Annotated in this window: 22 protein-coding genes; 15 read left to right on the top strand and 7 right to left on the bottom strand. The window is 64.8% G+C overall.

The genetic code is table 11. The annotated features are described in order from the left end of the window. Nucleotides 1-78 precede the first annotated feature (78 nt). Nucleotides 79-855, bottom strand: a complete 777-nt coding sequence (locus U5782_RS27595; protein WP_322047064.1) for an enoyl-CoA hydratase — start codon at nucleotides 853-855, stop codon at nucleotides 79-81. 137 nt (nucleotides 856-992) lie between these two features. On the opposite strand from U5782_RS27595, the gene paaN reads away from it, so the two are divergent. From paaN to paaK, 5 genes are all read left to right on the top strand, one after another. Then, complete coding sequence (gene paaN, locus U5782_RS27600; protein ID WP_322047065.1) at nucleotides 993-2,693, top strand: phenylacetic acid degradation protein PaaN; 1,701 nt, start codon at nucleotides 993-995, stop codon at nucleotides 2,691-2,693. 97 nt (nucleotides 2,694-2,790) lie between these two features. Continuing rightward, a complete protein-coding gene (pcaF, locus tag U5782_RS27605) occupies nucleotides 2,791-3,993 on the top strand; it encodes a 3-oxoadipyl-CoA thiolase (RefSeq protein WP_322047066.1) in 1,203 nt (400 codons plus the stop codon). Nucleotides 3,994-4,127: 134 nt separating this feature from the next. After that, entirely contained in the window at nucleotides 4,128-4,919 is a 792-nt protein-coding gene (gene paaG / locus U5782_RS27610) for a 2-(1,2-epoxy-1,2-dihydrophenyl)acetyl-CoA isomerase PaaG (RefSeq protein ID WP_322047067.1), read from the top strand. 1 nt (nucleotide 4,920) lies between these two features. Further along, entirely contained in the window at nucleotides 4,921-5,388 is a 468-nt protein-coding gene (paaI, locus tag U5782_RS27615; protein ID WP_322047068.1) for a hydroxyphenylacetyl-CoA thioesterase PaaI, read from the top strand. A 52-nt stretch (nucleotides 5,389-5,440) separates the two neighbouring features. Continuing rightward, nucleotides 5,441-6,739 carry a phenylacetate--CoA ligase PaaK gene (paaK, locus tag U5782_RS27620; protein ID WP_322047069.1) on the top strand — a complete coding sequence of 433 codons (1,299 nt, stop codon included), beginning with the start codon at nucleotides 5,441-5,443 and terminating at the stop codon, nucleotides 6,737-6,739. 83 nt (nucleotides 6,740-6,822) lie between these two features. Here the strand turns inward: paaK and U5782_RS27625 are convergent, their stop codons facing one another. After that, nucleotides 6,823-8,166: a murein transglycosylase A gene (locus U5782_RS27625; RefSeq protein WP_415914418.1), complete on the bottom strand. Its 1,344-nt coding sequence runs from the start codon at nucleotides 8,164-8,166 to the stop codon at nucleotides 6,823-6,825. Between the two features lie 109 nt (nucleotides 8,167-8,275). After that, nucleotides 8,276-8,650, bottom strand: coding sequence for a Co2+/Mg2+ efflux protein ApaG (gene apaG / locus U5782_RS27635; protein ID WP_322047071.1), 375 nt, complete (start codon nucleotides 8,648-8,650; stop codon nucleotides 8,276-8,278). A 310-nt stretch (nucleotides 8,651-8,960) separates the two neighbouring features. Between apaG and rpe the strand changes: the two genes are divergently transcribed. The 8 genes from rpe to U5782_RS27675 all read left to right on the top strand — a co-directional run bounded on the left by rpe (nucleotide 8,961) and on the right by U5782_RS27675 (nucleotide 16,663). Next, nucleotides 8,961-9,656, top strand: a complete 696-nt coding sequence (gene rpe / locus U5782_RS27640) for a ribulose-phosphate 3-epimerase (protein ID WP_322047072.1) — start codon at nucleotides 8,961-8,963, stop codon at nucleotides 9,654-9,656. Beyond that, nucleotides 9,653-10,360, top strand: a complete 708-nt coding sequence (locus U5782_RS27645; protein WP_322047073.1) for a phosphoglycolate phosphatase — start codon at nucleotides 9,653-9,655, stop codon at nucleotides 10,358-10,360. The genes rpe and U5782_RS27645 overlap by 4 nt, the downstream gene beginning before the upstream one ends. Nucleotides 10,361-10,841: 481 nt before the next feature. Further along, a complete protein-coding gene (gene trpE / locus U5782_RS27650) occupies nucleotides 10,842-12,335 on the top strand; it encodes an anthranilate synthase component I (RefSeq protein ID WP_322047074.1) in 1,494 nt (497 codons plus the stop codon). Between the two features lie 14 nt (nucleotides 12,336-12,349). Further along, nucleotides 12,350-12,925 carry an aminodeoxychorismate/anthranilate synthase component II gene (locus tag U5782_RS27655; RefSeq protein WP_322047075.1) on the top strand — a complete coding sequence of 192 codons (576 nt, stop codon included), beginning with the start codon at nucleotides 12,350-12,352 and terminating at the stop codon, nucleotides 12,923-12,925. 15 nt (nucleotides 12,926-12,940) lie between these two features. Further along, nucleotides 12,941-13,969 carry an anthranilate phosphoribosyltransferase gene (trpD, locus tag U5782_RS27660; protein WP_322047076.1) on the top strand — a complete coding sequence of 343 codons (1,029 nt, stop codon included), beginning with the start codon at nucleotides 12,941-12,943 and terminating at the stop codon, nucleotides 13,967-13,969. A gap of 59 nt (nucleotides 13,970-14,028) precedes the next feature. Then, complete coding sequence (trpC, locus tag U5782_RS27665) at nucleotides 14,029-14,814, top strand: indole-3-glycerol phosphate synthase TrpC (protein WP_322047077.1); 786 nt, start codon at nucleotides 14,029-14,031, stop codon at nucleotides 14,812-14,814. 12 nt (nucleotides 14,815-14,826) lie between these two features. Next, entirely contained in the window at nucleotides 14,827-15,453 is a 627-nt protein-coding gene (locus U5782_RS27670) for a CYTH domain-containing protein (protein ID WP_322047078.1), read from the top strand. 199 nt (nucleotides 15,454-15,652) lie between these two features. After that, nucleotides 15,653-16,663, top strand: a complete 1,011-nt coding sequence (locus U5782_RS27675; protein WP_322047079.1) for a uracil-DNA glycosylase — start codon at nucleotides 15,653-15,655, stop codon at nucleotides 16,661-16,663. Nucleotides 16,664-16,783: 120 nt separating this feature from the next. Here the strand turns inward: U5782_RS27675 and U5782_RS27680 are convergent, their stop codons facing one another. From U5782_RS27680 to U5782_RS27695, 4 genes are all read right to left on the bottom strand, one after another. Continuing rightward, nucleotides 16,784-17,380, bottom strand: coding sequence for an FMN-dependent NADH-azoreductase (locus U5782_RS27680; protein ID WP_322047080.1), 597 nt, complete (start codon nucleotides 17,378-17,380; stop codon nucleotides 16,784-16,786). Nucleotides 17,381-17,595: 215 nt separating this feature from the next. Next, nucleotides 17,596-19,386: a PDZ domain-containing protein gene (locus U5782_RS27685; RefSeq protein WP_322047081.1), complete on the bottom strand. Its 1,791-nt coding sequence runs from the start codon at nucleotides 19,384-19,386 to the stop codon at nucleotides 17,596-17,598. 151 nt (nucleotides 19,387-19,537) lie between these two features. Continuing rightward, entirely contained in the window at nucleotides 19,538-20,269 is a 732-nt protein-coding gene (locus U5782_RS27690) for a DsbC family protein (RefSeq protein WP_322047082.1), read from the bottom strand. A 224-nt stretch (nucleotides 20,270-20,493) separates the two neighbouring features. After that, complete coding sequence (locus tag U5782_RS27695; RefSeq protein ID WP_322047083.1) at nucleotides 20,494-21,666, bottom strand: UbiH/UbiF family hydroxylase; 1,173 nt, start codon at nucleotides 21,664-21,666, stop codon at nucleotides 20,494-20,496. Nucleotides 21,667-22,001: 335 nt separating this feature from the next. Here U5782_RS27695 and ychF point away from each other — a divergent pair, with 335 nt between their 5' ends. Then, on the top strand, nucleotides 22,002-23,096 hold the full coding sequence (gene ychF, locus U5782_RS27700) for a redox-regulated ATPase YchF (RefSeq protein WP_322047084.1): 1,095 nt from the start codon (nucleotides 22,002-22,004) through the stop codon (nucleotides 23,094-23,096). Between the two features lie 219 nt (nucleotides 23,097-23,315). Further along, on the top strand, nucleotides 23,316-24,980 hold the full coding sequence (gene ettA / locus U5782_RS27705) for an energy-dependent translational throttle protein EttA (RefSeq protein ID WP_322047085.1): 1,665 nt from the start codon (nucleotides 23,316-23,318) through the stop codon (nucleotides 24,978-24,980). Nucleotides 24,981-25,050: the final 70 nt, after the last annotated feature.

Here is a 25,050-nt window from a genome sequence, read left to right on the forward strand (position 1 = left end):
CGCGAATCTTAGCGCCAACAGCGCCGCCCCGCAAGGGGCGAGAGGAAATAAATCTCCCGCCCCTCGCAAGCTCACGCCTTACTTGTTCTTGAACGCAGGTTTGCGCTTCTCTACGAACGCCGCCATCCCTTCCTTCTGATCCTCCGTCGCGAACAGCGAGTGGAACATACGACGTTCGAAATGCACGCCCTCGGCGAGCGTCGTCTCATACGCGCGGTTCACCGCCTCCTTGGCCATCATGACGGCAGGCAACGAGTATTCGCTGATCGTCGTCGCGGCGGCGATCGCCTCGTCGAGCAGACCCGCTGCAGGAATCACGCGGGACACCAATCCCGCGCGCTCCGCTTCCGCCGCATCCATCATGCGCGCGGTCAGGCACAGATCCATCGCCTTCGCCTTTGAAACCGCGCGGGGCAGACGCTGCGTGCCGCCCGCACCCGGGATCACGCCAAGCTTGATCTCAGGCTGACCGAATTTCGCCGTGTCCGCGGCGAAGATCATGTCGCACATCATCGCCAACTCGCAGCCGCCGCCCAGCGCGAAACCCGCTACCGCCGCGATGATCGGCTTGCGGATCGAGCGGATCGTCTCCCAGTTGCGCGTGATGTAATCGCCCTTATAGACATCCATGAAGCTGTAGCTCGCCATCATGCCGATGTCAGCGCCCGCCGCGAACGCCTTCTCGCTGCCCGTAATGACGATCGCACCGATGCCTTCGTCGGCGTCGAACGCCTTCAGCGCCTCACCGAGTTCGTCCATCAACGCGTCGTTCAGCGCATTGAGCGCTTTCGGGCGATTCAAGGTGATCAGGCCAACTTTGCCGCGCGTCTCGACCAGGATGTTTTCGTACCCCATAAGTCCTCCGTCCATCTAAAGAAAGTCCCCAAAAAATTTTTCACGCCGAACTTTGACTAATGCTAACATTTGCCAACCAACCGGTCGGTCAATTAATTGGCGCGGGCCTCTACCAACCCCTCAATCCAAGTCGAGCCATGACACATCCGTTGTTCGCCAAGCACGAAGGCCTGCTGCACAAAGCGTTGGCCGCCATAGAGTCCCGCGGCTACTGGAGCCCGTTCGCCGAAATGCCGAGCCCCAAAGTGTACGGGGAAACCGCCAGCGCAGATGGCGAAGCCGCGTTCAAAGCTCACCTCGACCGGACCTTCGATCTGGACCAGCCAAGCACCGGCGAAACCGTGGGCCGTGAGGCTTCGCCATTCGGTTTCGCGCTCGGCGCACGCTATCCGAAATCGACGCCCGATCAACTGATCGACGCAGCCCAGAAGGCACAGCGCGACTGGCGTGCGGCTGGCCCGCAGGCGTGGGTGGGCGTGAGCGTCGAGATTCTCGAACGTCTGAACCGAGCAAGCTTCGAGATCGCCTTCAGCGTCATGCATACAACCGGCCAGGCATTCATGATGGCCTTCCAGGCGGGCGGCCCGCACGCCCAGGATCGCGCGCTAGAGGCCGTCACCTACGCATGGGATCAGCTGCGCCGCATTCCCGCCGATGCGCACTGGGAAAAGCCGCAAGGCAAGAATCCCCCGCTCGCGATGCAAAAGCGCTTCGCCGTCGTGCCGCGCGGTGCCGGTCTCGTCCTCGGCTGCTGCACCTTCCCAACCTGGAACGGCTATCCCGGCCTGTTCGCCGATCTGGCTACGGGCAACACCGTGATCGTCAAGCCGCATCCGGGTGCGATCCTGCCGCTCGCCATTACCGTACGCATCGCGCGCGACGTGCTGCGCGAAGCCGGCTTCGATCCGAACGTCGTCACGCTGCTGGCCACCGATCCCAATGACGGCGAGCTCGTCCAGCAACTCGCGCTACGCCCCGAAATCAAGCTGATCGACTTCACCGGCAGCACGCAAAACGGCGACTGGCTCGAACGCAACGCCCACCAGGCGCAGGTCTACACCGAAAAGGCGGGCGTGAACCAGATCGTGATCGATTCCGTGACGGACCTGAAGGCCGCCGCACGCAACATCGCGTTCTCGCTCTCGCTCTACTCGGGCCAGATGTGCACGGCACCGCAGAACATCTATGTGCCGCGCGACGGCATCCAGACCGCCGAAGGCCACGTGAGCTTCGACGCGGTCGCACAGGCAATCGCCGGCGCGGTGCAGAAGTTCGTGGCCGATCCCGCCCGCGCCGTGGAAGTGCTCGGTGCGATCCAGAACGACGGCGTGACCACCCGTATCGACGAGGCGCGCAAGCTGGGCACCGTGCTCGCGGATAGCCAGACGCTCGAACACCCGCAGTTCCCCGGTGCTCGCGTTCGCACGCCGCTCGTGCTCTCGCTCGACGCCGCGCGCGACGCCGCCTCGTTCACCCGCGAGTGGTTCGGCCCGATCTCGTTCGTGATCGCCACCGACTCCACAGCGCAAGCACTCGATCTGGCCGGCACGACCGCGCGCGATCATGGCGCGCTCACGCTCTCGGTCTACAGCACGAGCGACGCAGTGATCGACGCTGCTCACGACGCCGCGATCACCGGCGGCGTGGCACTTTCGATCAATTTGACGGGCGGCGTGTTCGTCAATCAGTCGGCGGCTTTCTCGGACTTCCACGGCACCGGCGCGAACCCTGCCGCCAACGCCGCGCTGGCCGACGCCGCGTTCGTAGCGAACCGCTTCCGTGTGGTGCAAAGCCGCGTTCATGTTGAACCGAAAGCGGCTCCGGTGGCAGTCGGCTAAATGGCCTATGCCGTTTGGCCGAATGGCGCCTGACTCCCCTTCCCTCTAGCATGACCGGCATGAGTGCACTTCCACGCTCATGCCGCAGGAACCCGAGATGACCGAAGCCTTTATCTGCGACGCGATTCGCACCCCGTTTGGCCGCTACGGCGGCACCCTCAAGGACGTGCGCGCCGACGACCTCGGCGCCGTGCCCATCCGCGCGCTGGTCGAACGCAATCCCGGCGTGGACTGGCGCGCGCTGGACGACATCCTCTATGGCTGTGCGAACCAGGCCGGCGAAGACAACCGCAACGTCGCGCGCATGGCCGCGCTGCTCGCGGGCCTGCCGTCCGACGCGCCCGGCGGCACGCTCAACCGCCTGTGCGGCTCGGGCCTCGACGCTGTGGGTAGCGCCGCGCGCGCGATCAAGGCAGGCGAAGCGCACCTGATGATCGCGGGCGGTGTCGAAAGCATGACGCGCGCGCCCTTCGTCATGGGCAAGGCGGCTTCGGCCTTCTCGCGCGACGCCGCCATCTATGACACCACCATCGGCTGGCGTTTCGTCAACAAGATGATGAAGCAGCAATACGGCGTCGATTCGATGCCGGAGACAGCGGAAAACGTCGCGGTCGACTTCAACATCAGCCGCGCGGATCAGGACGCGTTTGCGCTGCGCAGCCAGCAGAAAGCCGCACGCGCGCAGAAAGACGGCACGCTCGCGCAGGAAATCGTGCCGGTCGAAATCGCGCAGAAGAAGGGCGACCCCGTGCGCGTGACGCTCGATGAACATCCGCGCGAAACCTCGCTCGAAGCGCTCGGCAAGCTCAAGGGCGTGGTAAAGCCGGACGGCACGGTCACGGCGGGCAACGCCTCGGGCGTCAACGACGGCGCCTGCGCGTTGCTGCTCGCGAGCGACGCGGCCGCCAGCCAATACGGGCTGCGTCGTCGCGCACGCGTGCTCGGCATGGCCACGGCCGGCGTCGAGCCGCGCATCATGGGTTTCGGCCCGGCACCCGCTACACAGAAGCTGCTCAAGCAACTCGGCATGACGCTCGATCAGTTCGACGTGATCGAGCTCAACGAAGCGTTCGCCTCGCAAGGGCTTGCCGTATTGCGCGCGCTCGGCATTGCCGACGACGACGCACGCGTGAATCCGAACGGCGGCGCGATCGCGCTCGGGCATCCGCTCGGCGCTTCGGGCGCACGGCTCGTGACCACGGCGCTGTATCAGCTCGAACGCACGCAAGGCCGCTATGCACTCTGCACGATGTGCATCGGCGTCGGTCAGGGCATCGCACTGGCCATCGAGCGCGTTTGAGCAGCAACAGTACGGCGTAGCAAACCGCCGGGCAGACCTGCGCGGCGGCCTCAAGAGACATGAGCCTTGCAAGGGACCAGGCGTCGAAACCACGCGCCGTCGATCCCCCTGCAAGGAACCAGAGGAGACAAGCAATGCCTTTTGATGCGATCCGCGTCGATATCGACGCTTCCACCCGCGTGGCCACGATCACGCTGAACCGCCCGGACAAGCTCAACAGCTTCACGCGCGCCATGCACCGTGAACTTGCCGCGGCGCTCGACGAGGTGGAAAAGGCCGGTTCGCGCGCGCTCGTGCTGACCGGTGCAGGCCGCGGCTTCTGCGCAGGCCAGGATCTCGCCGATCTCGATTTCACGCCGGGTGCGATGACCGATCTCGGTGCGCTCATCGAAGAGCATTTCAATCCACTCATCAAGCGGTTGCAGGCGCTGCCGATGCCCGTGATCGCGGCCGTCAACGGCACCGCCGCTGGCGCCGGCGCGAATCTCGCGCTCGCCTGCGACCTCGTGCTGGCCGCACGCTCCGCCAGCTTCATTCAGGCGTTCGTGAAGATCGGTCTCGTGCCCGATTCGGGCGGCACCTGGTTCCTGCCCAAACGGGTGGGCATGGCGCGCGCGCTAGGCCTCGCCATGACCGGCGACAAACTGAGCGCCGAAAAAGCCGAAAGCTGGGGGCTCGTCTGGCAAGTGACAGATGACGCGGAGCTGGCCACCGCCGCCGCGGCACTCGCCTCACAGCTCGCGAAACAGCCCACGCGCGCCATCGTCGCCACGCGCGAAGCGTTGCGCGCCAGTGCGACGAACACGCTCGATCAGCAACTCGATCTCGAACGCGACCTGCAACGTGATCTGGGCAATTCGCACGATTACGCCGAAGGCGTGCAGGCCTTCATCGAAAAGCGCGCGCCGCGCTTCGGGGGTCGTTGATATGTCCACATCCGCATCGACCCGAACCGTCGCCGGAATGTCGCCCGACGAACTCGCCCGCGCCACCGCACAGGCCATGTTCGAAGCCGACAGTTGCAGCCGCCAGCTCGGCATGGAACTGCTCGAAGTGCGCGCGGGCTACGCACGGCTTTCGATGGCCGTACGTCCCGAATTCCTCAACGGTCATCAGATCTGCCACGGCGGGATGATCTTCACGCTCGCCGATTCGACCTTCGCCTTCGCCTGCAATTCGTACAACGTCAGCACCGTCGCGGCGGGCTGCTCGATCGAGTTCCTGCGCCCGGTTCAGCCTGACGACGTGCTGACCGCCGAAGCCGTCGAACAGGTGCTCTCGGGCCGCTCCGGCATCTACGACATTCGCGTGACGAATCGCGCGGGTGAGGCCGTCGCGATGTTCCGGGGCAAATCCGCACAGATACGCGGCACCGTAATTCCCGTCGAAGAGTAGGCGTACGCCCTGCTCGCCCCGCCTACCATTCTTAAAGCATCCGGAGACATCCATGACTACCACGCTGCCGCTCGAGCCGATCGAAACGGCCAGCCGCGACGAACTCGCGGCGCTTCAGCTCGAACGGCTGAAATGGTCGCTCAATCACGCGTACGAGAATTCGCCGGTGTATCGCCGCAAGTTCGATGAAGCCGGCGTGCATCCGTCCGAGTTGAAGACGCTCGCCGATCTCGGGCGCTTCCCGTTCACGACCAAGAAGGATCTGCGCGACAGCTATCCGTTCGGGATGTTCGCGGTGCCGCAAGAGCAGATCTCGCGCATTCATGCGTCGTCGGGCACGACCGGCAAGCCAACGGTGGTGGGCTACACGGCGAAGGACATCGACACGTGGGCGAACCTGGTGGCGCGTTCGGTGCGTGCGTCGGGCGCGCAGCGCGGCGACAAGGTGCATATCAGCTATGGCTATGGTCTCTTTACGGGCGGCCTCGGCGCGCACTATGGCGCAGAGCGTGCGGGACTCACCGTGATCCCGTTCGGCGGCGGCCAGACCGAGAAGCAGGTCCAACTGATCCAGGACTTCCGCCCCGACATCATCATGGTCACGCCGAGCTACATGCTCGCCATCGCCGACGAAATGGAGCGCCAGGGCATCGACCCGGCGTCGACTTCGTTGCGCATCGGCATCTTCGGCGCGGAACCGTGGACCAACGACATGCGCTCGGCCATCGAAAAGCGCATGGGCATCAAGGCCGTCGACATTTACGGTCTCTCCGAAGTGATGGGTCCGGGCGTGGCGTCCGAGTGTGCGGAAACACAGGATGGCCCGACCATCTGGGAAGACCATTTCTATCCCGAGATCATCGACCCGGAAACGGGCGAAGTTCTGCCCGACGGCGAATTCGGCGAACTCGTCTTCACTTCGCTCACGAAGGAAGCGTTGCCGATCGTCCGCTATCGCACGCGCGATCTCACGCGTCTGTTGCCGGGCACCGCGCGCACCATGCGCCGCATGGAGAAGATCACGGGCCGCTCGGACGACATGCTCATCATCCGCGGCGTGAATGTGTTTCCTACGCAGATCGAGGAACTGCTGCTCAAGCAGCCCGCGCTCGCGCCGCACTATCAGATCATCCTCACCAAGGAAGGTCCGATGGACGTGATGACGCTGAACTGCGAACCGTGCCCCGAAACGGCGCCCGATTACGGCGCGCTCGACGCCGCGGCCAAGGCGCTTGCCTACGACATCAAGGCGCTGATCGGCGTGACGGCGAAGATCAACGTGCTGGACGTGAACGGCATCGAACGCTCGGTCGGCAAGGCGCGGCGCGTGATCGACAAGCGGCCGAAGTGACATCGGCCATATCTGGTCGAACGCAATAACGAAAAAGCCGGCTCGCGCCGGCTTTTTCACGTCATGAGCACGTCAAAGGGCGCTCACGAATTGGGGAACAACAGCCACATGCGGCCGCCCTGCTTCATCTTGCCGGCGAGGTCGCCTGCGTCGTCGCCGAGGCCCCAGAAGTAGTCGGCGCGCACGCCGCCCTTGATCGCGCTGCCCGTATCCTGCGCGAACACCAGCCGGTTGAGCGGCGTGTTCGTGAGCGGTCGCGTGGTCTGGAGGAAAACCGGCGTGCCAAGCGGAATCGACGACGGGTCGACGGCAATCGAGCGCTCCGGCGTGAGCGGCACGCCCAGCGCGCCGATCGGGCCATCGGAGCCGCCTTGCGCCGCGCCTTCGGCGGACGGCATCTCGCGGAAGAACACGAAGCGCGGATTGGTGTCGAGCAGCGCGTCGACACGCGTCGGATTCGCCCGCGCCCATGCCTTGATGCCCTGCATGGTCGCCTGCGCAGGCGTGAGTTCGCCACGGTCGAGCAACCAGCGGCCAATCGACTTGTACGGCTGGTTGTTGGTGCCGCCGAACCCCACGCGCATCACGCTGCCGTCTTCCATGACAACGCGCCCCGAACCCTGCACCTGGAGGAAGAACGCTTCGATGGGGTCGTCGACCCAGACCAGTTCATTGCCGTTGAGGATGCCTGCGCGCTCGAGTTGCGCGCGTGCCGGCAGCGCAGCGCCTGCACGATAGCCGGACGGCCAGCGGTAGAGCGCAGTCTGATAGACGCCATGACGCGTGCGCGAGCCATGAATCAGCGGCTCGTAGTAGCCGGTCACGAGGCCGTCGAGCGTGCCGTCGTTATTGGCGAACTGATAAGGCGTGAAGTACGTCTCGAAGAACGTGCGCGCGCCGGAGGCATCCAGATCGTCGAGTTGCGAAGCCGCCGCACAGGCGCGCTGCCAGCGCGGTTCGCGCGCGAGCCGCGTGCAGTTCGAACGCAGCGCCGCCGTCGCGCCGATCAGCGAATCGTCCTGCCAGCCCGGTACCTGCTGCCACGCGACGGGCGTGAGACGCGCCGCAGCGATCTGTCCAGGTAAGGCAGGCGTGCCCTTGGGCGGCGTGGTGCGCACATAGTTCGAGCCGCCGCACGCGGCCAGCAGCGCGGCCAGCGACGCCGCGCCGACCCAGCCGGCGACCTGCCTGCCGAGTCGCGCGCTCACCGGCTTCGAAGCGCGCTTCTGCATGAATCGTAGGGAGCGGATGAAGCGCGATGCGCGTGCCGCCGTTAATTCCGGCATCAGGCCGGAAGCGCGCGCCATTTCTGGCGCACAATCTGCGTTGTTTTCGATGGATGCCGCCATGTCTGATCTGCTCGACGAATACCCGATGCTCATGTTTGGGCTGGAAGCGCTGATCGCGCTGTTCCTGCTGATTTTCATCGTTATGTGGACCGCGTCGGGCAGGAAGAAGCGAGCCCCGCACGATCGGCGTGACTAGCAGACCCCAAATTCGGGCAACGGTTCAAAACGGTTTGAAACCAGGCGCGCTTCAGTGGAGCGTGCGTGGCATCTGCAAAACGAACTCGGGCACCGGCGCCTCGAAACGCTCGGCGTCCTCGGCCACGCAGAAGTATTCGCCGCGCATGGTGCCCACGGGCGTCGCGATCACGGCCCAGCTCGTGTACTCGAACTGCTCGCCCGGCTTGAGCAGCGGTTGATGGCCGACCACGCCCAGCCCCTTCACTTCCTGTACGTGATCGTCGCTGTCGGTGATCACCCAGTGGCGCGCGATCAGTTGCGCGCTCACCTCGCCGGTGTTGCGAATCGTCAGCGTGTAGGCGAAAGCATATTGCCGGCGCTCCGGGTCCGATTCTTCGGGCAGATAGCGCACCTGCGAGGTCACGCTGAATTCGTACTGACTCATCCTTGTTCCATGTGCCGGGCCGCTTGGCCGGTTTGACGGACCACCCGTTATGCGGGGGACATGGGATGGCATTCTGCTTGATGCGCACGCCCCCCGCAACCCGGCATCGCCCGCAGAGCCGCCACCGGCGCGGCTCGCGGACCTAAGGTGAAGAACCCAGCTTACGGGTTGTCAGCACCAGCGCGGTGCACCGGCCCGGCCCACTGTCCAACTTCACGAGCAACCCCGTCAGAAACCCGCCCACCGCACGCAGGGCACCCCCTCGCTGACGGTAAAATACGGTTTTCCCGTCTGTTTTCCGATTGCCGCCATGACGCAATTCCGCATCGCTCCCAGCATCCTCTCGGCCGACTTCGCACGGCTCGGCGAGGAAGTCCGTAACGTCGTCGCCGCTGGCGCCGACTGGATCCACTTCGACGTGATGGACAACCATTACGTGCCGAACCTCACCATCGGCCCGCTCGTGTGCGAGGCGATCCGCCCGCACGTGGACGTGCCCATCGACGTGCATCTGATGGTGCGTCCGGTCGATCGCATCGTGCCCGATTTCGCCAAGGCCGGCGCGAACCTCATCAGCTTCCATCCGGAAGGCTCGGACCACATCGACCGCACGCTGTCGCTGATCCGCGACCACGGCTGCAAGGCCGGTCTCGTGTTCAACCCGGCCACGTCGCTGAGCTACCTCGATCACGTGATGGACAAGGTCGACCTCGTGCTCATCATGTCGGTGAACCCGGGCTTCGGCGGCCAGTCCTTCATTCCCGAGGCGCTCAACAAGCTGCGCGAAGCGCGCGCGCGGATCGACGCGTACACCGCGCGCACGGGCCGCGAGATTCACCTCGAAGTGGATGGCGGCGTGAAGATCGACAACATCGCCGAAATTGCCGCGGCGGGCGCGGATACCTTCGTCGCGGGCTCGGCCATCTTCGGCAAGCCGGACTACAAGGCCGTGATCGACCAGATGCGCGCGCAGCTCGCCACGGTCAAGGGCGCAGGCGCGCAATGAGCGCCTCCGTCAAGTTCACGGCGCCGCGTATCGAGGCGGCGCTGATCGACCTCGACGGCACCATGGTCGATACCGCCGACGACTTCGCGGCCGGCCTGAACGGCATGCTCGCCCAGTTCGACGCCGAGGAAACGACGCGCGAAGAGGTGATGGGCTATGTCGGCAAGGGTTCGGAACATTTGATCAAGAGCGTGCTCGCACCGCGCTTTGAAGAAGCGGACGCCCAGGCGCGCTTCGACGAGGCGCTCGCGATCTACCAGGACGAGTACGCGAAGATCAACGGTCGCCACACGCATCTGTATCCCGATGTGGAAGCCGGGCTTGCCGCGCTGCGCGACCAGGGCATTCGCCTCGCCTGCGTGACCAACAAGCCGCACCGCTTCGCCGTCGAGTTGCTCCAGCAGTACGGTCTCACGCGTTATTTCGAAGTCGTGCTGGGCGGCGACAGTCTCGCGAAGAAGAAGCCCGATCCGCTGCCCATGCTCACGGCGTGCGAGCGTCTGGGCGTGCAGCCGCAGGCCGCGGTCGCGATTGGCGATTCGGAGAACGACGCGATTGCGGGCCGCGCAGCGGGCATGGCGACGCTCACGGTGCCCTATGGCTACAATCACGGCCAACCTGTACAAAAAATTGAGTCGGATGGTATAGTTGCCACGCTGCTGGACGCCGCCAAGGCTGTCGCAGCACATAATCTTCTGACCTAAGTTCTGTACTTACCGTCACCTTATCCTCATGTTTCTGAATAAAAAACGGAGTCTGAGCAGCATCGACCGGGGAGCCTGGCCCTGGCGTCGCTGGTCGCGCTAACCTCACTCGAGGTCTGCTGAAGTCGCGCGCAAGCTCTTCTTCAGCTCCGTTTTTTACTTCGCTGCGCATTCGCGCGTGTCTCGAACCTAAACTGTTGCGGTAACTCGTCGACTAATGTCGTCGTGGGCTTTCGCGAACCCTGCATGCCGTTTCGACGCGTGCCGGGACGCCAGCACCCACGCCTTGCATGTGCCGCCGACGAACCGCACGCCAGCCCGGCAAGTGCTGTACGGGCTGCACGGGACACACGAGCCACGAGCGATTGCCGCGCAATCAAGCACTCAAAACAGACGCCATCGCGCACACGCCGCGCCCCTCTTTGAGCCGCACTGGGCCCGCACCCGACGTCGCGAACGGCAGCACGCACAGGATCGGAACATGACCGAACTCGAATTTCAGTCCCTCGCCAACGAGGGCTACAACCGCATCCCGCTGATCGCCGAAGCCCTCGCCGATCTCGAAACGCCGCTTTCGCTGTATCTGAAGCTCGCGCAACCCGAGCGCGGCGGCGCCAACTCCTTCCTGCTGGAATCCGTCGTGGGCGGCGAGCGCTTCGGGCGCTACTCGTTCATCGGCCTGCCCGCACGCTCGCTGATCCGCGTGAAGAACGGCGTTTCGGAAGTCGTGCGCGACGGCCAGGTGGTCGAGACGCACGATGGCGATCCGCTCGAATTCATCGCGCAATACCAGGCGCGCTTCAAGGTCGCACAGCGTCCGGGCCTGCCGCGCTTCTGCGGCGGTCTGGCCGGTTACTTCGGCTACGACGCGGTGCGCTACATCGAGAAGAAGCTCGCCGCGACCTGCCCGCCCGACGATCTCGGCCTGCCCGATATCCAGTTGCTGCTCAGCGAAGAAGTCGCCGTGATCGACAATCTCGCGGGCAAGCTCTACCTCATCGTCTACGCCGATCCGCAAACGCCCGAGGCCTACACCAAGGCGAAGCATCGCCTGCGCGAACTCAAGCAGCGTCTGCGCACGACGGTGCAGCCGCCGGTCACGTCGGCGAGCGTGCGCACCGAGACCTATCGCGAATTCAAGAAGGACGATTACCTCGCGGCCGTTCGCAAGGCGAAGGAATACATCGCTGCGGGCGAACTGATGCAGGTGCAGGTCGGCCAGCGCCTCTCCAAGCCGTATCGCGACAATCCGCTGTCGCTGTACCGCGCGCTGCGCTCGCTGAATCCGTCGCCCTATATGTACTACTACAACTTCGGCGAATTCCACGTAGTGGGCGCGTCGCCGGAGATTCTGGTGCGTCAGGAACAGCGCGGCGAGGATCGCATCGTGACGATCCGTCCGCTCGCGGGCACGCGTCCGCGCGGCAACACGCCCGAGCGCGACGCCGAACTCGCGACCGAGTTGCTCAACGATCCGAAGGAAGTCGCCGAGCACGTCATGCTGATCGACCTCGCGCGCAACGACGTGGGCCGCATCGCCGAAATCGGTTCGGTGGCCGTGACCGACAAGATGATCATCGAGAAGTACTCGCACGTGCAGCACATCGTCAGCTCGGTGGAAGGCAAGCTCAAGCCCGGCGTGACGAACTACGACGTGCTGCGCGCGACCTTCCCCGCCGGCACGCTCTCGGGTGCGCCCAAGGTGCGCGCGATGGAGCTGATCGACGAACTGGAACCCGTGAAGCGCGGTCTTTACGGCGGCGCGGTCGGCTATCTCTCCTTCAACGGCGAGATGGACCTGGCGATCGCGATTCGCACCGGCCTGATCCACAACGGCAATCTGTATGTGCAGGCCGCAGCGGGCGTGGTCGCGGATTCGGTGCCCGAGTCCGAATGGCAAGAAACGGAAAACAAGGCGCGCGCCGTGCTGCGCGCCGCCGAGCAGGTCCAAGACGGCCTCGACAGCGACTTCTGAGCGGAGACAAGACCATGTTGCTCATGATCGACAACTACGATTCGTTTACCTACAACATCGTCCAGTACTTCGGCGAACTCGGCGAAGACGTCCGCACGTATCGCAACGACGAAATCACGATCGACGAGATCAAGGCGCTCAACCCCGCGCGCATCTGCCTGTCGCCGGGACCGAGCAATCCGCAGCACGCCGGCATCACGCTCGACGTACTGCGCGAATTCGCGGGCAAGACGCCGATTCTGGGCGTGTGCCTCGGCCATCAGGCCATCGGCGAAGCATTTGGCGGGCGCGTCGTGCGCGCGAAAACCATCATGCACGGCAAGGTAAGCCAGATCGAAACCGACTGCAAAGGCGTGTTCGCCGATCTGCCGAAGCACTTCAACGTCACGCGCTATCACTCGCTCGCGATCGAGCGCGAGTCGCTGCCCGACTGCCTCGAAGTGTCGGCGTGGACCGAGGACGGCGAAATCATGGGCGTGCGCCACAAAACGCTCGACGTCGAAGGCGTGCAGTTCCATCCGGAATCGATTCTCTCCGAGCACGGCCACGCGCTCTTCGAGAACTTCCTGAAGCAAACCCGCAGCGCTTAACCCGGACGAACCAACATGATTACCCCCCAGGAAGCGCTGCAACGCACGATCGAGCACCGCGAAATCTTCCACGACGAGATGCTCCATCTCATGCGCATGATCATGCGCGGCGAGCTTTCGCCCGTGCTGTCGGCGGCCATCATTACCGGCCTGCGCGTGAAGAAGGAAACCATCGGCGAAATCGCGGCGGCCGCAACCGTGATGCGTGAATTCGCGAATCACGTCGAGGTGAAGGACAACTCGAACTTCATCGACATCGTCGGCACGGGTGGCGACGGTTCGCACACCTTCAATATTTCGACGGCGTCGATGTTCGTGGTCGCGGCGGCGGGCGCGAAGGTCGCCAAGCACGGCAACCGCGGCGTCTCCAGCAAGTCGGGCAGCGCGGATGTGCTCGAAGCGCTCGGCGTCAACATCGATCTGCAACCGGAACAGGTGGCCGAGTCGATCGCCGAAACGGGCATGGGCTTCATGTTCGCGCCCAACCACCACCCGGCGATGAAAAACATCGCCGCCGTGCGCCGCGAACTGGGCGTGCGCACGATCTTCAACATCCTTGGGCCGCTCACGAATCCGGCCGGCGCGCCCAATCAGTTGATGGGCGTGTTCCACCCCGACCTCGTCGGCATTCAGGTGCGCGTGATGCAGCGCCTGGGCGCAAAGCACGTGCTCGTCGTGTACGGCAAGGACGGCATGGACGAAGTGTCGCTCGGCGCGGCCACGCTGGTCGGCGAACTCAAGGACGGCGAGATTCGCGAGTACGAGATCCATCCCGAGGACTTCGGCATGCAGATGGTGTCGAACCGCTCGCTCAAGGTCGAGAATGCCGACGAGTCGAAGGCCATGTTGCTCGGCGCGCTCTCCAACGAGCCGGGCACGGCACGCGAAATCGTCACGCTGAACGCGGGTACGGCGCTCTATTCCGCGAACGTCGTGAATTCGATCGCCGATGGCATCGCCCTCGCCCGCGAAACGCTCGCAAGCGGCCGCGCACGCGCCAAAGTCGACGAACTGGTACGCTTCACGCAACAGTTCAAGCGCTAGGGCACGCTGCCTCGCGCCCTGATCCCGCACCGTTTTTAGCCGTTTTTAAGCCGAATACCATGAGCGACATCCTCGAAAAGATCATTGCGGTGAAGCACGCAGAAGTGCGCGCCGCCGAGCAGAGCGCCCCGCTCGAAGAACTGCGTCTGGCCGCCAGCACACGCGATCTGCGCGACTTCGTCGGCGCGATCCGCGCGAAGCACGCCAACGGCCAGGCGGCCGTGATCGCCGAAGTGAAGAAAGCCAGCCCGTCGAAAGGCGTGCTGCGCGAAAACTTCGACCCCGCCGAGATCGCACGCTCGTACGCACAAGGCGGCGCAGCCTGTCTCTCCGTGCTCACCGACGTGCAGTTCTTCCAGGGAAGCGTCGCCTATCTCCAGGCTGCGCGCGCCGCGTGCGAGCTGCCGGTGCTGCGCAAGGACTTCATCGTCGATCCGTACCAGATCGTCGAAGCGCGCGCGATGGGCGCCGACGCGGTCCTGCTGATCGCCGCCGCGCTCGAACCGTCGCAAATGCGCGACCTCGAAGCGCTCGCGCATTCGCTCGGCCTCGCCGTGCTGGTCGAAGTGCACGACCGCGCCGAACTCGATCACGCGCTCACGTTGAAGACGCCGCTCATCGGCATCAACAACCGCAACCTGCGCACCTTCGAAACGACGCTGCAAACCACCATCGGCATGCTCGACGATGTGCCGGAAGACCGCATTGTCGTGACGGAGTCGGGCATCCTCTCGCGCGCCGATGTCGAGAAGATGCGCGAGCTGGCCGTGCACTCGTTCCTGGTTGGCGAAGCGTTCATGCGCGCCGGGGAGCCAGGCGCGGAACTCGCCCGCATGTTCTTCTGAGCGCGAGCCGTCATGGGTATCGAACGCGAAATCAAGCTCGCGCTGCCGCAAGACCAGGTGGAAGCGGCGCTGCGTCTGTTCGAGGCGCGCGCGGGTGTCGCCGGTCGGGCCATCCAGCTCGAAAACATCTACTTCGACACGCCTGAACTGGCGCTCGCGCGGGCGAAGAGCGCACTGCGTCTGCGCCGTGCGCCCGAAGGCTGGCTCCAGACTTTCAAAACCGTGGGTGTCGCGCGGAACGGGCTGCACGCACGGCACGAGTGGGAAATGCCGGTCGCGGGCGAAGCGCTCGAAGTGGAGAAACTGCTGCACGAGTGCGATGAAGCCGGCGTGTCCACGGCGCTGTCCGCGGCGGCCTCGAACCTGATCCCGCTCTTTCGCACCGACTTCACGCGCACGCTCTGGGTCTTGACGCACGCGGGGGCGCAGGTCGAAGCCGCAGTCGATCAGGGCGAAATCACCGCTGACGTAAATGGCGAAGCACGTCGCGCGCCGATCTGCGAGATCGAGCTCGAATTGAAGGACGGTGACGAAGCCGTGCTGCACACGCTCGCCGACGAACTCGCGAAAGCGCTGCCAGGTCTCGCCCCCGACGACATCAGCAAGGCGCAGCGCGGTTACAAGCTGCGCGAAGGCTGAGCAGACTAGAACGGCGGCGCGATGAACTCGCGCCGCTTCTCTATCGGCCTACGTCTCGCCTCGTACCCGCACACCACGCATGATCGAGCGCCAGCGCACTGCACACTCCTCGCAGTTAGTTGCAAGATCGATACCGTTGTGCCGCAAGTCGCGCCCGCCGCATTGAACCGGCGCGCGATTGCTGCGACACTTGCCGCCCATGACTCCCACAAAACGCACGACGCGCCTCGCGCAGCCGGTGCAGACTTCGCTGTTCGACGACGAAGCGCCCGACGCCGCGCAGGCCACGCTCGACGAACCGGCGCAGCCCGAAGTCGATCCGCGTCAGATCACGATTTTCTCGCTGTTCGACGCCGACGAATTCCCTGCGCCCGCATTCGCGAACCCGATTCCGCCGCGTGTTGCGCAACTTGCGCACGCGCCCGCCGCTGTGCCTGACAGCCACGCATCCGACTCCCAGTTAGCCATCGCCATGTCCCAGGTTTCCGACACGCCGCGCCTCGAAGACCAGTTTGCCGCCCTGCCCGCCGCGTGGCGCAGCCTGCTCGATCCGTTCATCGCCAGCGATGTTTATGCGCCGCTTTGCCAGTTCGTCGACGCTGAGCGCGCCGCCGGCAAGACCGTCTATCCCGCCGATGTGTTCCGCGCGCTGCGCCTCACCTCGCCCGACGACGTCAAAGTGGTGATCCTCGGCCAGGACCCGTATCACGGCGACGATCGCGGCACGCCACAGGCGCATGGGCTGGCGTTCTCGGTGCCGCCGGGCGTGCGTCCGCCGCCGTCGCTGCGCAATATGTTCAAGGAGATCGCGGCGAGCCTTGGCATCGACGCGCCCGCGCACGGCTGCCTCGACGCCTGGGCACGCCAGGGCGTGCTGCTGCTCAACACCGTGCTGACCGTCGAGCGCGCGAATGCCGCGAGCCACGCGAAGCGCGGCTGGGAGCGCTGCACCGACACGCTGATCCGCGAACTCGCCACCCGTCACCAGAACCTGGTGTTCATGCTTTGGGGCGCGCATGCGCAGAACAAGCGCGCGTTGCTCGGTGAGGGCGAACATTGCGTGCTGGAAGCGCCGCACCCCTCGCCGCTCTCGGCGCATCGCGGCTTTCTGGGTTGCGGTCACTTCGTCCAGGCGAACGAGTACCTGGAGGCGCACAACCGCCAGCCGATCGACTGGCGCCTGCCTGAAGTCGGCGAAGTGCTCGCCTGAGCGGCGCCCCTCACGACCTCGAGCGCAATAAAAAACGCCACGAAATCACTTTCGTGGCGTTTTTAGTTTCAGGCGCATGATACCGCGCAACGAAGCGCGGCACGGCAACCCTATCGAGACTTAGGCAGCCGCGATCGCTTCACGTGCGCTGGCGAGCGCTGCGCTAGCTGCGTCCGGGCCCATGTTCAGGCCTTCTGCGTAGATGAAGTTGACGTCCGTCATGCCCAGGAAGCCGAGGAACGACTTCAGGTACGGCGTCTGGCTGTCATGCGCCGTGCCTTGATACTTGCCGCCGCGTGCCGAAACCACGAACACCTTCTTGCCCTTCACGAGGCCTTCGGGGCCGTTCGCCGTGTACTGGAACGTGATGCCAGCGCGGGCGATCCAGTCGAAGTACGTCTTGAGTTGCGACGAGATGCCGAAGTTGTACAGCGGTGCGCCGATCACGACGATATCGGCGGCTTGCAGTTCGGCGATCAGCGCTTCGCTGCGTGCGGCGATTGCCTGCTGTTCCGGCGTGCGTTGCTCGGCCGGCGTGAAGAACGCGCCGAGAACGGAGTCGTCCAGGTGCGGCAGCGGATCGGCTTGCAGGTTGCGCGTCACGACCGTCGCACCGGCGTTCGATTGTTGCAGCTTGGCCGTCAATTCGTTGACGAGCAGCGTCGACTGGGCGCCTTGCGAGCGGGCGGCGGAATTGATTTGCAGGATCGTGGTCATGGTCATTCCTTCGGGGTCTCAGTTGCGCGGTGTTGCGCGAGTGAGGCCATTGTGTTTTTTTACCGCGCCTCGAAAAAGTAGCTCGCCAGTGACGGATTGTTGCAACGGTAGAACAATCGCTGGAATGCAAAAACGGCGGGGCCAGATCGACCTCGCCGTTTCATGGGACTGGGCGGAACGCGCCGCCCACCATCGGGCTTACCGTGAACTCACGTTCACACCGCCAGCCAGCGCTCGCGCAGCGCGCGCGGCGCGGGGCGCTTGTCCGTGGCGCTCAACTTGTAGCGCGCGATATCGGGGGCGTCGAGCGTCAGGCGCGCAACACGCAGCTCGTCGCGGCGGAATGCATGGATCTCCACCTTCGCGCCCGGTTGATAGCGCGACAGCAGCGTATCGAGATTGCCGCCCGTCACGCGCAGACCATCTAGCGCGATCACCGTGTCGCCTGCCGACAGGCCGGCCTTCTGCGCCGCGCCGCCTTCGTAGACGACTGCCAGCGTCGCCTCGGCGCCGCCACGCAGGCGCGCGCCCAGCGACGGCTTCGCCCCGCGCTCCGGCTCGCCTTCGAGCTTCACGCCGAACGGCTCGAACAGCGTCGCAAGCGGCAAATCGCGCATGCCGCGCACGGCATCGGCGAACAAGCCGCCCAGTTGCACGCCGGTCGCCTCCGCGATCAGCGCTTCGACGTCCTCTTCACCCACACCCACGGGCTTGCCGCGATAGAAGTCGCGGCCGTAGCGCTGCCACAGCAGGCGCATCACATCGTCGAGCGACTTGCGGCCGCTCGTTTCCGTGCGGATCGCCAGGTCGAACGCGAGCGCGACGAGCGAGCCTTTCGTGTAGTAGCTGACGATGGCGTTCGCGGCGTTCTCGTCCTGGCGGTAGTACTTGACCCACGCGTCGAACGAGCTTTCCGCGACGCTCTGCTTCAGACGCCCCGCGCCGCGCAACACGCCGCCGATGGTCTTGCCGACCAGACCGAAGTACTCATCGACGGAAATCAGGCCACTGCGCACCAGCACCAGATCGTCGTAGTAAGACGTGAAGCCTTCGAACAGCCACAGCAGCGAGGTGTAGTCCTCGCTCGAGAGGTCGTACGGCACGAACGCGGCGGGCTTGATGCGCTTGACGTTCCAGGTGTGGAAGTACTCGTGGCTGCACAGGCCCAGATAGGTGCGATAGCCCTCCGACATCTCGGGCTTGCCCTTCACCGGCAGGTCGGTGCGATTGCAGATGAGCGCGGTCGAGGCGCGGTGCTCCAGCCCGCCGTAGCCGTCGCTGACGGCCTGCGTCATAAACACGTAGCGCTCCATCGGCGCGCGCTTCGTGCGCGGTTCGAACAGCGCGATCTGCGCCTCGCAGATTTTGCGCAGATCGTTGGCGAGGCGTTCGGTGTCGAGCGCCACCACGCGGCCCGCGATCACGATGTCGTGCGGCACGCCATGGGCCTTGAAGCTCGCGAGCGTGAATTCGCCGAGCGTGACCGGATGGTCGATCAGTTCGTCGTAGTTCGCAGCCGTGTAGTCGCCGAAGCCGTAGCGCTTGGTACCGCGCGCCTCCGACAGGGCCGTGGCGACACGCCAGTGGCGGAACGCGTGGCCGTCCGGGCGCTGGATGTCGACGATATGCTGCGCACCCTCGTGACCGAGCGCCGCGAGAAACACGCTCGTGCCGTTGAAGAAGCCGACCGTGTCGTCCAGATGCGCCGCGCGCACCGACAGATCCCACGCGTAGACCTCGTAGCGCAGCGTGAGCGCGCCCTTCACCGGTGCGGCCTGCCACGAATGCTTGTCGGTCTTGCTCACGCGCACCTTGCGGCCCGCGTCGTTGGTGGCGCGCAGCGTGACGATGTTGCGCGCGAATTCACGCACCATGTAGCTGCCCGGAATCCACACGGGCAGCATGAAGCGCTGGCCGTCCGGCGCGGGGTCTTCGATGGTGAGTGTCACCTCGAACAGATGCGCGGCGGGGTTCTTCGGGACGATGGTGTATCGGATCGGCTTCATCGGCGGAATCGGTGACGGGTTCGGTAGGCGTTGGGGCCGCCAGTCGCGACGCACGGCGCTCGTGGCGCGCGCTCGCGTCTGGGCGGCAAACAAAATTCAGCGGACAAAAAAGTACCGGCCGCAGAAGCGGCCGGCGGTTTCGGGCGAGGCGTCAGTGCGCGGCGCTCAGCTCGCTTTCGAGCCGGTCGGCGCTGACCGCGCCCGGCAGGCGGCGGCCATCGGCCAGGATCACAGTGGGCGTGCCGGTCACGTTCATCTTCGCGCCCAGCTTCAGGTTGCTGTCGATCGCGGCCGTGTTGCAGGTGCCCGAAGCGGTCGGCGTCTTGCGCTCGACCATCCACGATTCCCACGCCTTCGCGCGGTCGGTCGAACACCAGATCGACTTGGCCTTGGCCGTCGAGTCGTCGGAGAGCACGGGGTACAGGAAGGTGTAGACCGTGACGTTGTCGATCGACTTGAGCGTGGTTTCCAGCTGATGGCAGTACGGGCAGTTCGGATCGGAGAAAACCGCGATCGTGCGCTTGCCGTTGCCCTTCACGACCTTCACCGCGTTCTCGAACGGCAGCTTGGCGAAGTCGACCTTGTTCAGTTCGGCCAGACGCGCTTCGGTGAGATTGCGGTGCGCCTTGGTGTCGACCAGATCGCCCGTGAGGACATAGTCGCCGTTCACGTCGCTATAAATGATCTGCGTGCCGAGGTTCACCTCGTAGAGACCGGAGACGGGCGCCTTCTGGATGCCCTTGATGTCGCCGGCATCGACGCCGAGGCGTTGCTGCAACGCAGCCTTGATTTTGTCCGTGGTCTGGTCGGCCTGTGCCGAGCAGCCGAGCACCGAGGCGGCCGCCGCGACGACGAGCGCGGCAATGCGGATACGCTTTTGCATGGAATGCTTTCCTGATTCGGGAGCGCGGCGCGCCAAGGGCGCGCGACGCGTTCCAGGTGAAATTCGGGCGCGGTGGCGGATCGAGTCGCTTGGGTCACTTAGGTCACTGAAGTCACTTAAGCCGATCCAGCCGGACGCCGGCACTGCCTGATCTGCCATTCTAAGCCGCTTGAGGCATGCAGCAACCGAAATGCCCGCCACAACCCAAGGGGTGCGGCGTAAGACTAGCCAAGCGCCGCGGCGACGAGCCAGCGCTTGACGAGCGGCTGCGCGCCGACGAAGGCCATGCCGGTGTTGCGCACCGCACGCGCGATCGTGCCCGGCACCGCGAACAGGCGCTGCAGGCCGTCGGTGGCCACGACGAGCTTCTGGATGTCCTCGCGGCGGCCACGTTCATAGCGGCGCAGCAGCACGGTGTCGCCCAGATCGCGAAACGCTTCTTTCTGTGTGATCACGTCGACGAGCGCGGCCACGTCGCGCAGGCCCAGATTCACGCCCTGCCCGGCGAGCGGGTGGATCAGATGCGCGGCATCGCCCACTAGCGCGACGCGCGGTGCGATCAGCCGGTCGACTGTTTGCAGTGAGAGCGGAAAGCCGCGCGCAGGCGTCACGCATTCGAGCGCGCCGTGCAGGTTCTGTGTCGCGCGCTCGACTTCAGCGGCGAGTTGTTCGGGTTCGAGCTTGAGCAGGGCTTGCGCATGCTCCGTCTGCGCGGACCACACGAGCGAGACGTGCTGATCGGGCAGCGGCAGCAGTGCGATGATTTCGCCGTCACGGAACCACTGGTACGCGCATTCGCCGTGCGGGCGCTGCGCGCGGAAATTGGCGACCACACCCGTTTGCCGATAATCGCGGCGCTCGACCTTCGAGCCGATCTGCGCACGCACCCACGAATGCGCGCCATCCGCGCCCACGGCCAGATCGGCTTCGATCGTGCGGCCATTGTCGAGGCCGATCACGGCCGCGTCGGCCTGGATATCGAGCGTTTGCGCGCGCGAGTCGATCCACGTGAGATTGGGCTGGAAATGCAGCGCCGCATCGAGTGAACGCTCGACCAGCGACGATTCGGCGATCCAGGCCAGATGCGAGACGGACGCCTGATAGGCCGAGAAGTGCAATTCCGCGGCGGCGTCGCCGAACACCCGCATGTCGTAGACGGGCGTGAGACGCGTGGCGTCGACGGCCTGCCAGACCCGCAGCCGCTCGAACAGCGCCTGGGAGCTGCGCGAGAACGCATAGACGCGCGCGTCGAACACGGCGCCGGGCGGCAACGGCGCGCAGGGTTGCGCGAGCAGCGCCACGCGCAGGCCATTCTGGGTCAGCGCCAGCGCCGCCGACTTGCCGACGAGCCCGCCGCCGATCACGGCGACGTCAAAGGTCTGGTTGCTTGCAGTCATCCGCGCATTATAGCCGTGGGGCTTTATCTGACAGGGCCGGATGGGACAGCGCTTGCGTTGCGGCAAGCGCGCGCGCCGCCCTGCCGCAGGCAGGCGAACACTAACGCCCGATCGCGCCCCTTTCGACGTTGCGCATCACACTACGCCCATCGACAAACCCGCGCGCCGACGAGGTTACAATTACGGTTTTCGTGACTTAGCGTCACGCCCCTGACGTGCATTTTCGTGCCATCCGGGCCGCCCGCGCGGCGCACTCGCGCCAGCCGGTCCGGCCTTGCAGCTCACGCCCGACCCCGGCGAGCCGCACGTCGCCACCCTGACATGCAGAGAATTTCATGAGCCTCCAATGCGGCATCGTCGGCTTGCCTAACGTCGGCAAGTCCACCCTCTTCAACGCGCTGACCAAGGCCGGCATCGCGGCTGAAAACTATCCGTTCTGCACGATCGAGCCGAACGTCGGCGTCGTGGAAGTGCCGGATCAGCGCCTGAAAGCCCTCTCCGACATCGTCAAGCCCGAGCGCGTCGTGCCGGCCGTCGTCGAGTTCGTCGACATCGCGGGTCTGGTGGCGGGCGCGAGCAAGGGTGAAGGTCTGGGCAACCAGTTCCTCGCCAACATCCGCGAAACGGATGCGATCACGCACGTCGTGCGCTGCTTCGAGGACGAAAACGTGATTCACGTCGCGGGCAAGGTCGATCCGCTCTCCGACATCGAAGTCATCAACACCGAACTCGCGCTCGCCGATCTCGGCACGGTCGAGAAGGCGCTCACGCGTTACTCGAAGGCTGCGAAATCGGGCAACGACAAGGAAGCCGCGAAGCTCGTCGCCGTGCTGGAAAAAGTGCGCACGCAGCTCGACCAGGCGAAGCCCGTGCGCGGCCTCGACCTGAACGAAGACGAACTCGCGCTGCTCAAGCCGTTCTGCCTGATCACCGCGAAGAAGACGATGTACGTCGCGAACGTGAAGGACGACGGCTTCGAGAACAACCCGTACCTCGACGCCGTGCGCAAGTACGCCGAAGCCGAGAAAGCGCCGGTCGTCGCGGTGTGCGCCGCGATCGAAGCGGAAATCGCCGATCTCGAAGACGAAGACAAGGCAGCGTTCCTTGCCGACATGGGCATGCAGGAGCCGGGCCTCGACCGCGTGATTCGCGCAGGCTTCAAGCTGCTCGGCCTGCAAACGTACTTCACGGCGGGCGTGAAGGAAGTGCGCGCGTGGACGATCCACGTGGGCGATACGGCACCGCAAGCCGCCGGCGCGATCCACACCGACTTCGAACGCGGCTTCATCCGCGCGCAGACCATCGCATTCGACGACTACATCCAGTACAAGGGTGAAGCCGGCGCGAAGGAAGCCGGCAAGATGCGCGCCGAAGGCAAGGAATACGTCGTGCACGACGGCGACGTGATGAACTTCCTGTTCAACGTCTAAGCGCCCGTCCAAAGCGCGAAGCTGTTTCCGGCGCATCGTGAAAGCCCGCTTTCGAGCGGGCTTTTTTGCGCCGCCACCTTGGACAGACGCCATCCCCCCGTCGCCCGCGCCCCGTACAATAGCGGTTTGCGCATTTCCTCATTCGCGGTTCGAACGCGGCCCCCGCCGTGATTCGAGAGACATTTCCGCCCCTATTTCCCGTTTTCCAAAGACACTCTCATGGCCCAATACGTCTTCACCATGAACCGGGTCGGCAAGATCGTGCCGCCCAAGCGCCAGATCCTGAAGGACATCTCGCTGTCGTTCTTCCCCGGCGCGAAGATCGGTCTGCTCGGCCTGAACGGTTCGGGCAAGTCCACCCTCATCAAGATCATGGCCGGCGTCGACAAGGACATCGAAGGCGAAGCCACGCCGATGCCCAACCTGAACATCGGCTATCTGCCGCAGGAACCGCAGCTCGACCCGGAAAAGACCGTGCGCGAAGCGGTCGAAGAGGGTCTGGGCGACGTGTTCAACGCGCAGAAGAAGCTCGACGAGATCTACGCCGCTTACGCCGAACCGGACGCCGACTTCGACGCACTGGCCGCGGAACAAGCCAAGTACGAGGCAATCCTCGCGACGACCGACGGCAGCGCGGAACAGCAGATCGAAATCGCCGCCGATGCCCTGCGTCTGCCGGCCTGGGACGCCAAGATCGGCAATCTGTCGGGCGGTGAAAAGCGGCGCGTGGCGCTGTGCAAGCTGCTGCTCGAAAAGCCCGACATGCTGCTGCTCGACGAACCGACCAACCACCTTGACGCTGAATCGGTCGAGTGGCTCGAACAGTTCCTCACGCGCTTCCCGGGCACCGTGGTCGCCGTGACCCACGATCGCTACTTCCTGGACAACGCCGCCGAGTGGATTCTCGAACTCGACCGCGGCCACGGCATTCCCTGGAAGGGCAACTACTCCAGCTGGCTCGACCAGAAGGAAGAGCGCCTGAAGCAGGAAGAAGCGACGGAATCGGCGCGCCAGAAGGCGATCAAGAAGGAACTGGAGTGGGTGCGCCAGAACCCGAAGGGCCGTCAGGCGAAGTCGAAGGCGCGTATCGCGCGTTTCGAGGAACTGTCCAGCTCGGATTACCAGAAGCGCAACGAAACGCAGGAAATCTTCATTCCGGCGGGCGAGCGTCTGGGCAACGAAGTCATCGAATTCAAGAACGTCAGCAAGTCGTACGGCGACCGTCTGCTGATCGACGATCTGAGCTTCAAGATTCCGGCGGGCGCGATCGTCGGCATCATCGGCCCGAACGGCGCCGGTAAGTCGACGCTGTTCCGCATGCTCACGGGCAAGGAGCAGCCGGATTCGGGCGAAATCGTGCAAGGCCCGACGGTCAAGCTCGCGTATGTGGACCAGAGCCGCGACGCGCTCGAAGGCGACAAGACCGTGTTCGAAGCGATTTCGGGCGGTGCGGACGTGCTGACGGTGGGCAAGTACGAAACGCCGTCGCGCGCCTACATCGGCCGCTTCAACTTCAAGGGCGGCGATCAGCAGAAGATTGTCGGGAACCTGTCGGGTGGTGAACGCGGCCGTCTGCATCTGGCCAAGACGCTGATCTCGGGCGGCAACGTCCTGCTGCTGGACGAACCGTCGAACGACCTCGACGTCGAAACGCTGCGCGCGCTCGAAGACGCCCTGCTCGAATTCGCGGGCTCGGTGATGGTGATCTCGCACGATCGCTGGTTCCTCGACCGTATCGCCACGCACATCCTGGCGTTCGAAGGCGACTCGCAAGTCACGTTCTTCGACGGCAACTATCAGGAGTACGAGGCCGACAAGATCAAGCGTCTGGGCGAAGAAGCCGCGCGTCCGAAGCGTCTGCGCTACAAGCCGATCAGCCGCTAAGTCTTTTAGCGCGATCGATACGAACGGCAGCCTGCGGGCTGCCGTTTTTTTTGCACGCAAGCGTCACGCG

This window comes from Paraburkholderia sp. J67 (assembly GCF_905220265.1).
Classification (GTDB): domain Bacteria; phylum Pseudomonadota; class Gammaproteobacteria; order Burkholderiales; family Burkholderiaceae; genus Paraburkholderia.

What these genes read in the sequence shown, in the direction of transcription:
- U5782_RS27595 (WP_322047064.1), bottom strand. Translation starts at nt 855, where the DNA reads ATGGGGTACGAAAACATCCTGGTCGAGACGCGCGGCAAAGTTGGCCTG.
- paaN (WP_322047065.1), top strand. Translation starts at nt 993, where the DNA reads ATGACACATCCGTTGTTCGCCAAGCACGAAGGCCTGCTGCACAAAGCG.
- pcaF (WP_322047066.1), top strand. Translation starts at nt 2,791, where the DNA reads ATGACCGAAGCCTTTATCTGCGACGCGATTCGCACCCCGTTTGGCCGC.
- paaG (WP_322047067.1), top strand. Translation starts at nt 4,128, where the DNA reads ATGCCTTTTGATGCGATCCGCGTCGATATCGACGCTTCCACCCGCGTG.
- paaI (WP_322047068.1), top strand. Translation starts at nt 4,921, where the DNA reads ATGTCCACATCCGCATCGACCCGAACCGTCGCCGGAATGTCGCCCGAC.
- paaK (WP_322047069.1), top strand. Translation starts at nt 5,441, where the DNA reads ATGACTACCACGCTGCCGCTCGAGCCGATCGAAACGGCCAGCCGCGAC.
- U5782_RS27625 (WP_415914418.1), bottom strand. Translation starts at nt 8,166, where the DNA reads ATGAAAATCAGCAGGAACAGCGCGATCAGCGCTTCCAGCCCAAACATG.
- apaG (WP_322047071.1), bottom strand. Translation starts at nt 8,650, where the DNA reads ATGAGTCAGTACGAATTCAGCGTGACCTCGCAGGTGCGCTATCTGCCC.
- rpe (WP_322047072.1), top strand. Translation starts at nt 8,961, where the DNA reads ATGACGCAATTCCGCATCGCTCCCAGCATCCTCTCGGCCGACTTCGCA.
- U5782_RS27645 (WP_322047073.1), top strand. Translation starts at nt 9,653, where the DNA reads ATGAGCGCCTCCGTCAAGTTCACGGCGCCGCGTATCGAGGCGGCGCTG.
- trpE (WP_322047074.1), top strand. Translation starts at nt 10,842, where the DNA reads ATGACCGAACTCGAATTTCAGTCCCTCGCCAACGAGGGCTACAACCGC.
- U5782_RS27655 (WP_322047075.1), top strand. Translation starts at nt 12,350, where the DNA reads ATGTTGCTCATGATCGACAACTACGATTCGTTTACCTACAACATCGTC.
- trpD (WP_322047076.1), top strand. Translation starts at nt 12,941, where the DNA reads ATGATTACCCCCCAGGAAGCGCTGCAACGCACGATCGAGCACCGCGAA.
- trpC (WP_322047077.1), top strand. Translation starts at nt 14,029, where the DNA reads ATGAGCGACATCCTCGAAAAGATCATTGCGGTGAAGCACGCAGAAGTG.
- U5782_RS27670 (WP_322047078.1), top strand. Translation starts at nt 14,827, where the DNA reads ATGGGTATCGAACGCGAAATCAAGCTCGCGCTGCCGCAAGACCAGGTG.
- U5782_RS27675 (WP_322047079.1), top strand. Translation starts at nt 15,653, where the DNA reads ATGACTCCCACAAAACGCACGACGCGCCTCGCGCAGCCGGTGCAGACT.
- U5782_RS27680 (WP_322047080.1), bottom strand. Translation starts at nt 17,380, where the DNA reads ATGACCACGATCCTGCAAATCAATTCCGCCGCCCGCTCGCAAGGCGCC.
- U5782_RS27685 (WP_322047081.1), bottom strand. Translation starts at nt 19,386, where the DNA reads ATGAAGCCGATCCGATACACCATCGTCCCGAAGAACCCCGCCGCGCAT.
- U5782_RS27690 (WP_322047082.1), bottom strand. Translation starts at nt 20,269, where the DNA reads ATGCAAAAGCGTATCCGCATTGCCGCGCTCGTCGTCGCGGCGGCCGCC.
- U5782_RS27695 (WP_322047083.1), bottom strand. Translation starts at nt 21,666, where the DNA reads ATGACTGCAAGCAACCAGACCTTTGACGTCGCCGTGATCGGCGGCGGG.
- ychF (WP_322047084.1), top strand. Translation starts at nt 22,002, where the DNA reads ATGAGCCTCCAATGCGGCATCGTCGGCTTGCCTAACGTCGGCAAGTCC.
- ettA (WP_322047085.1), top strand. Translation starts at nt 23,316, where the DNA reads ATGGCCCAATACGTCTTCACCATGAACCGGGTCGGCAAGATCGTGCCG.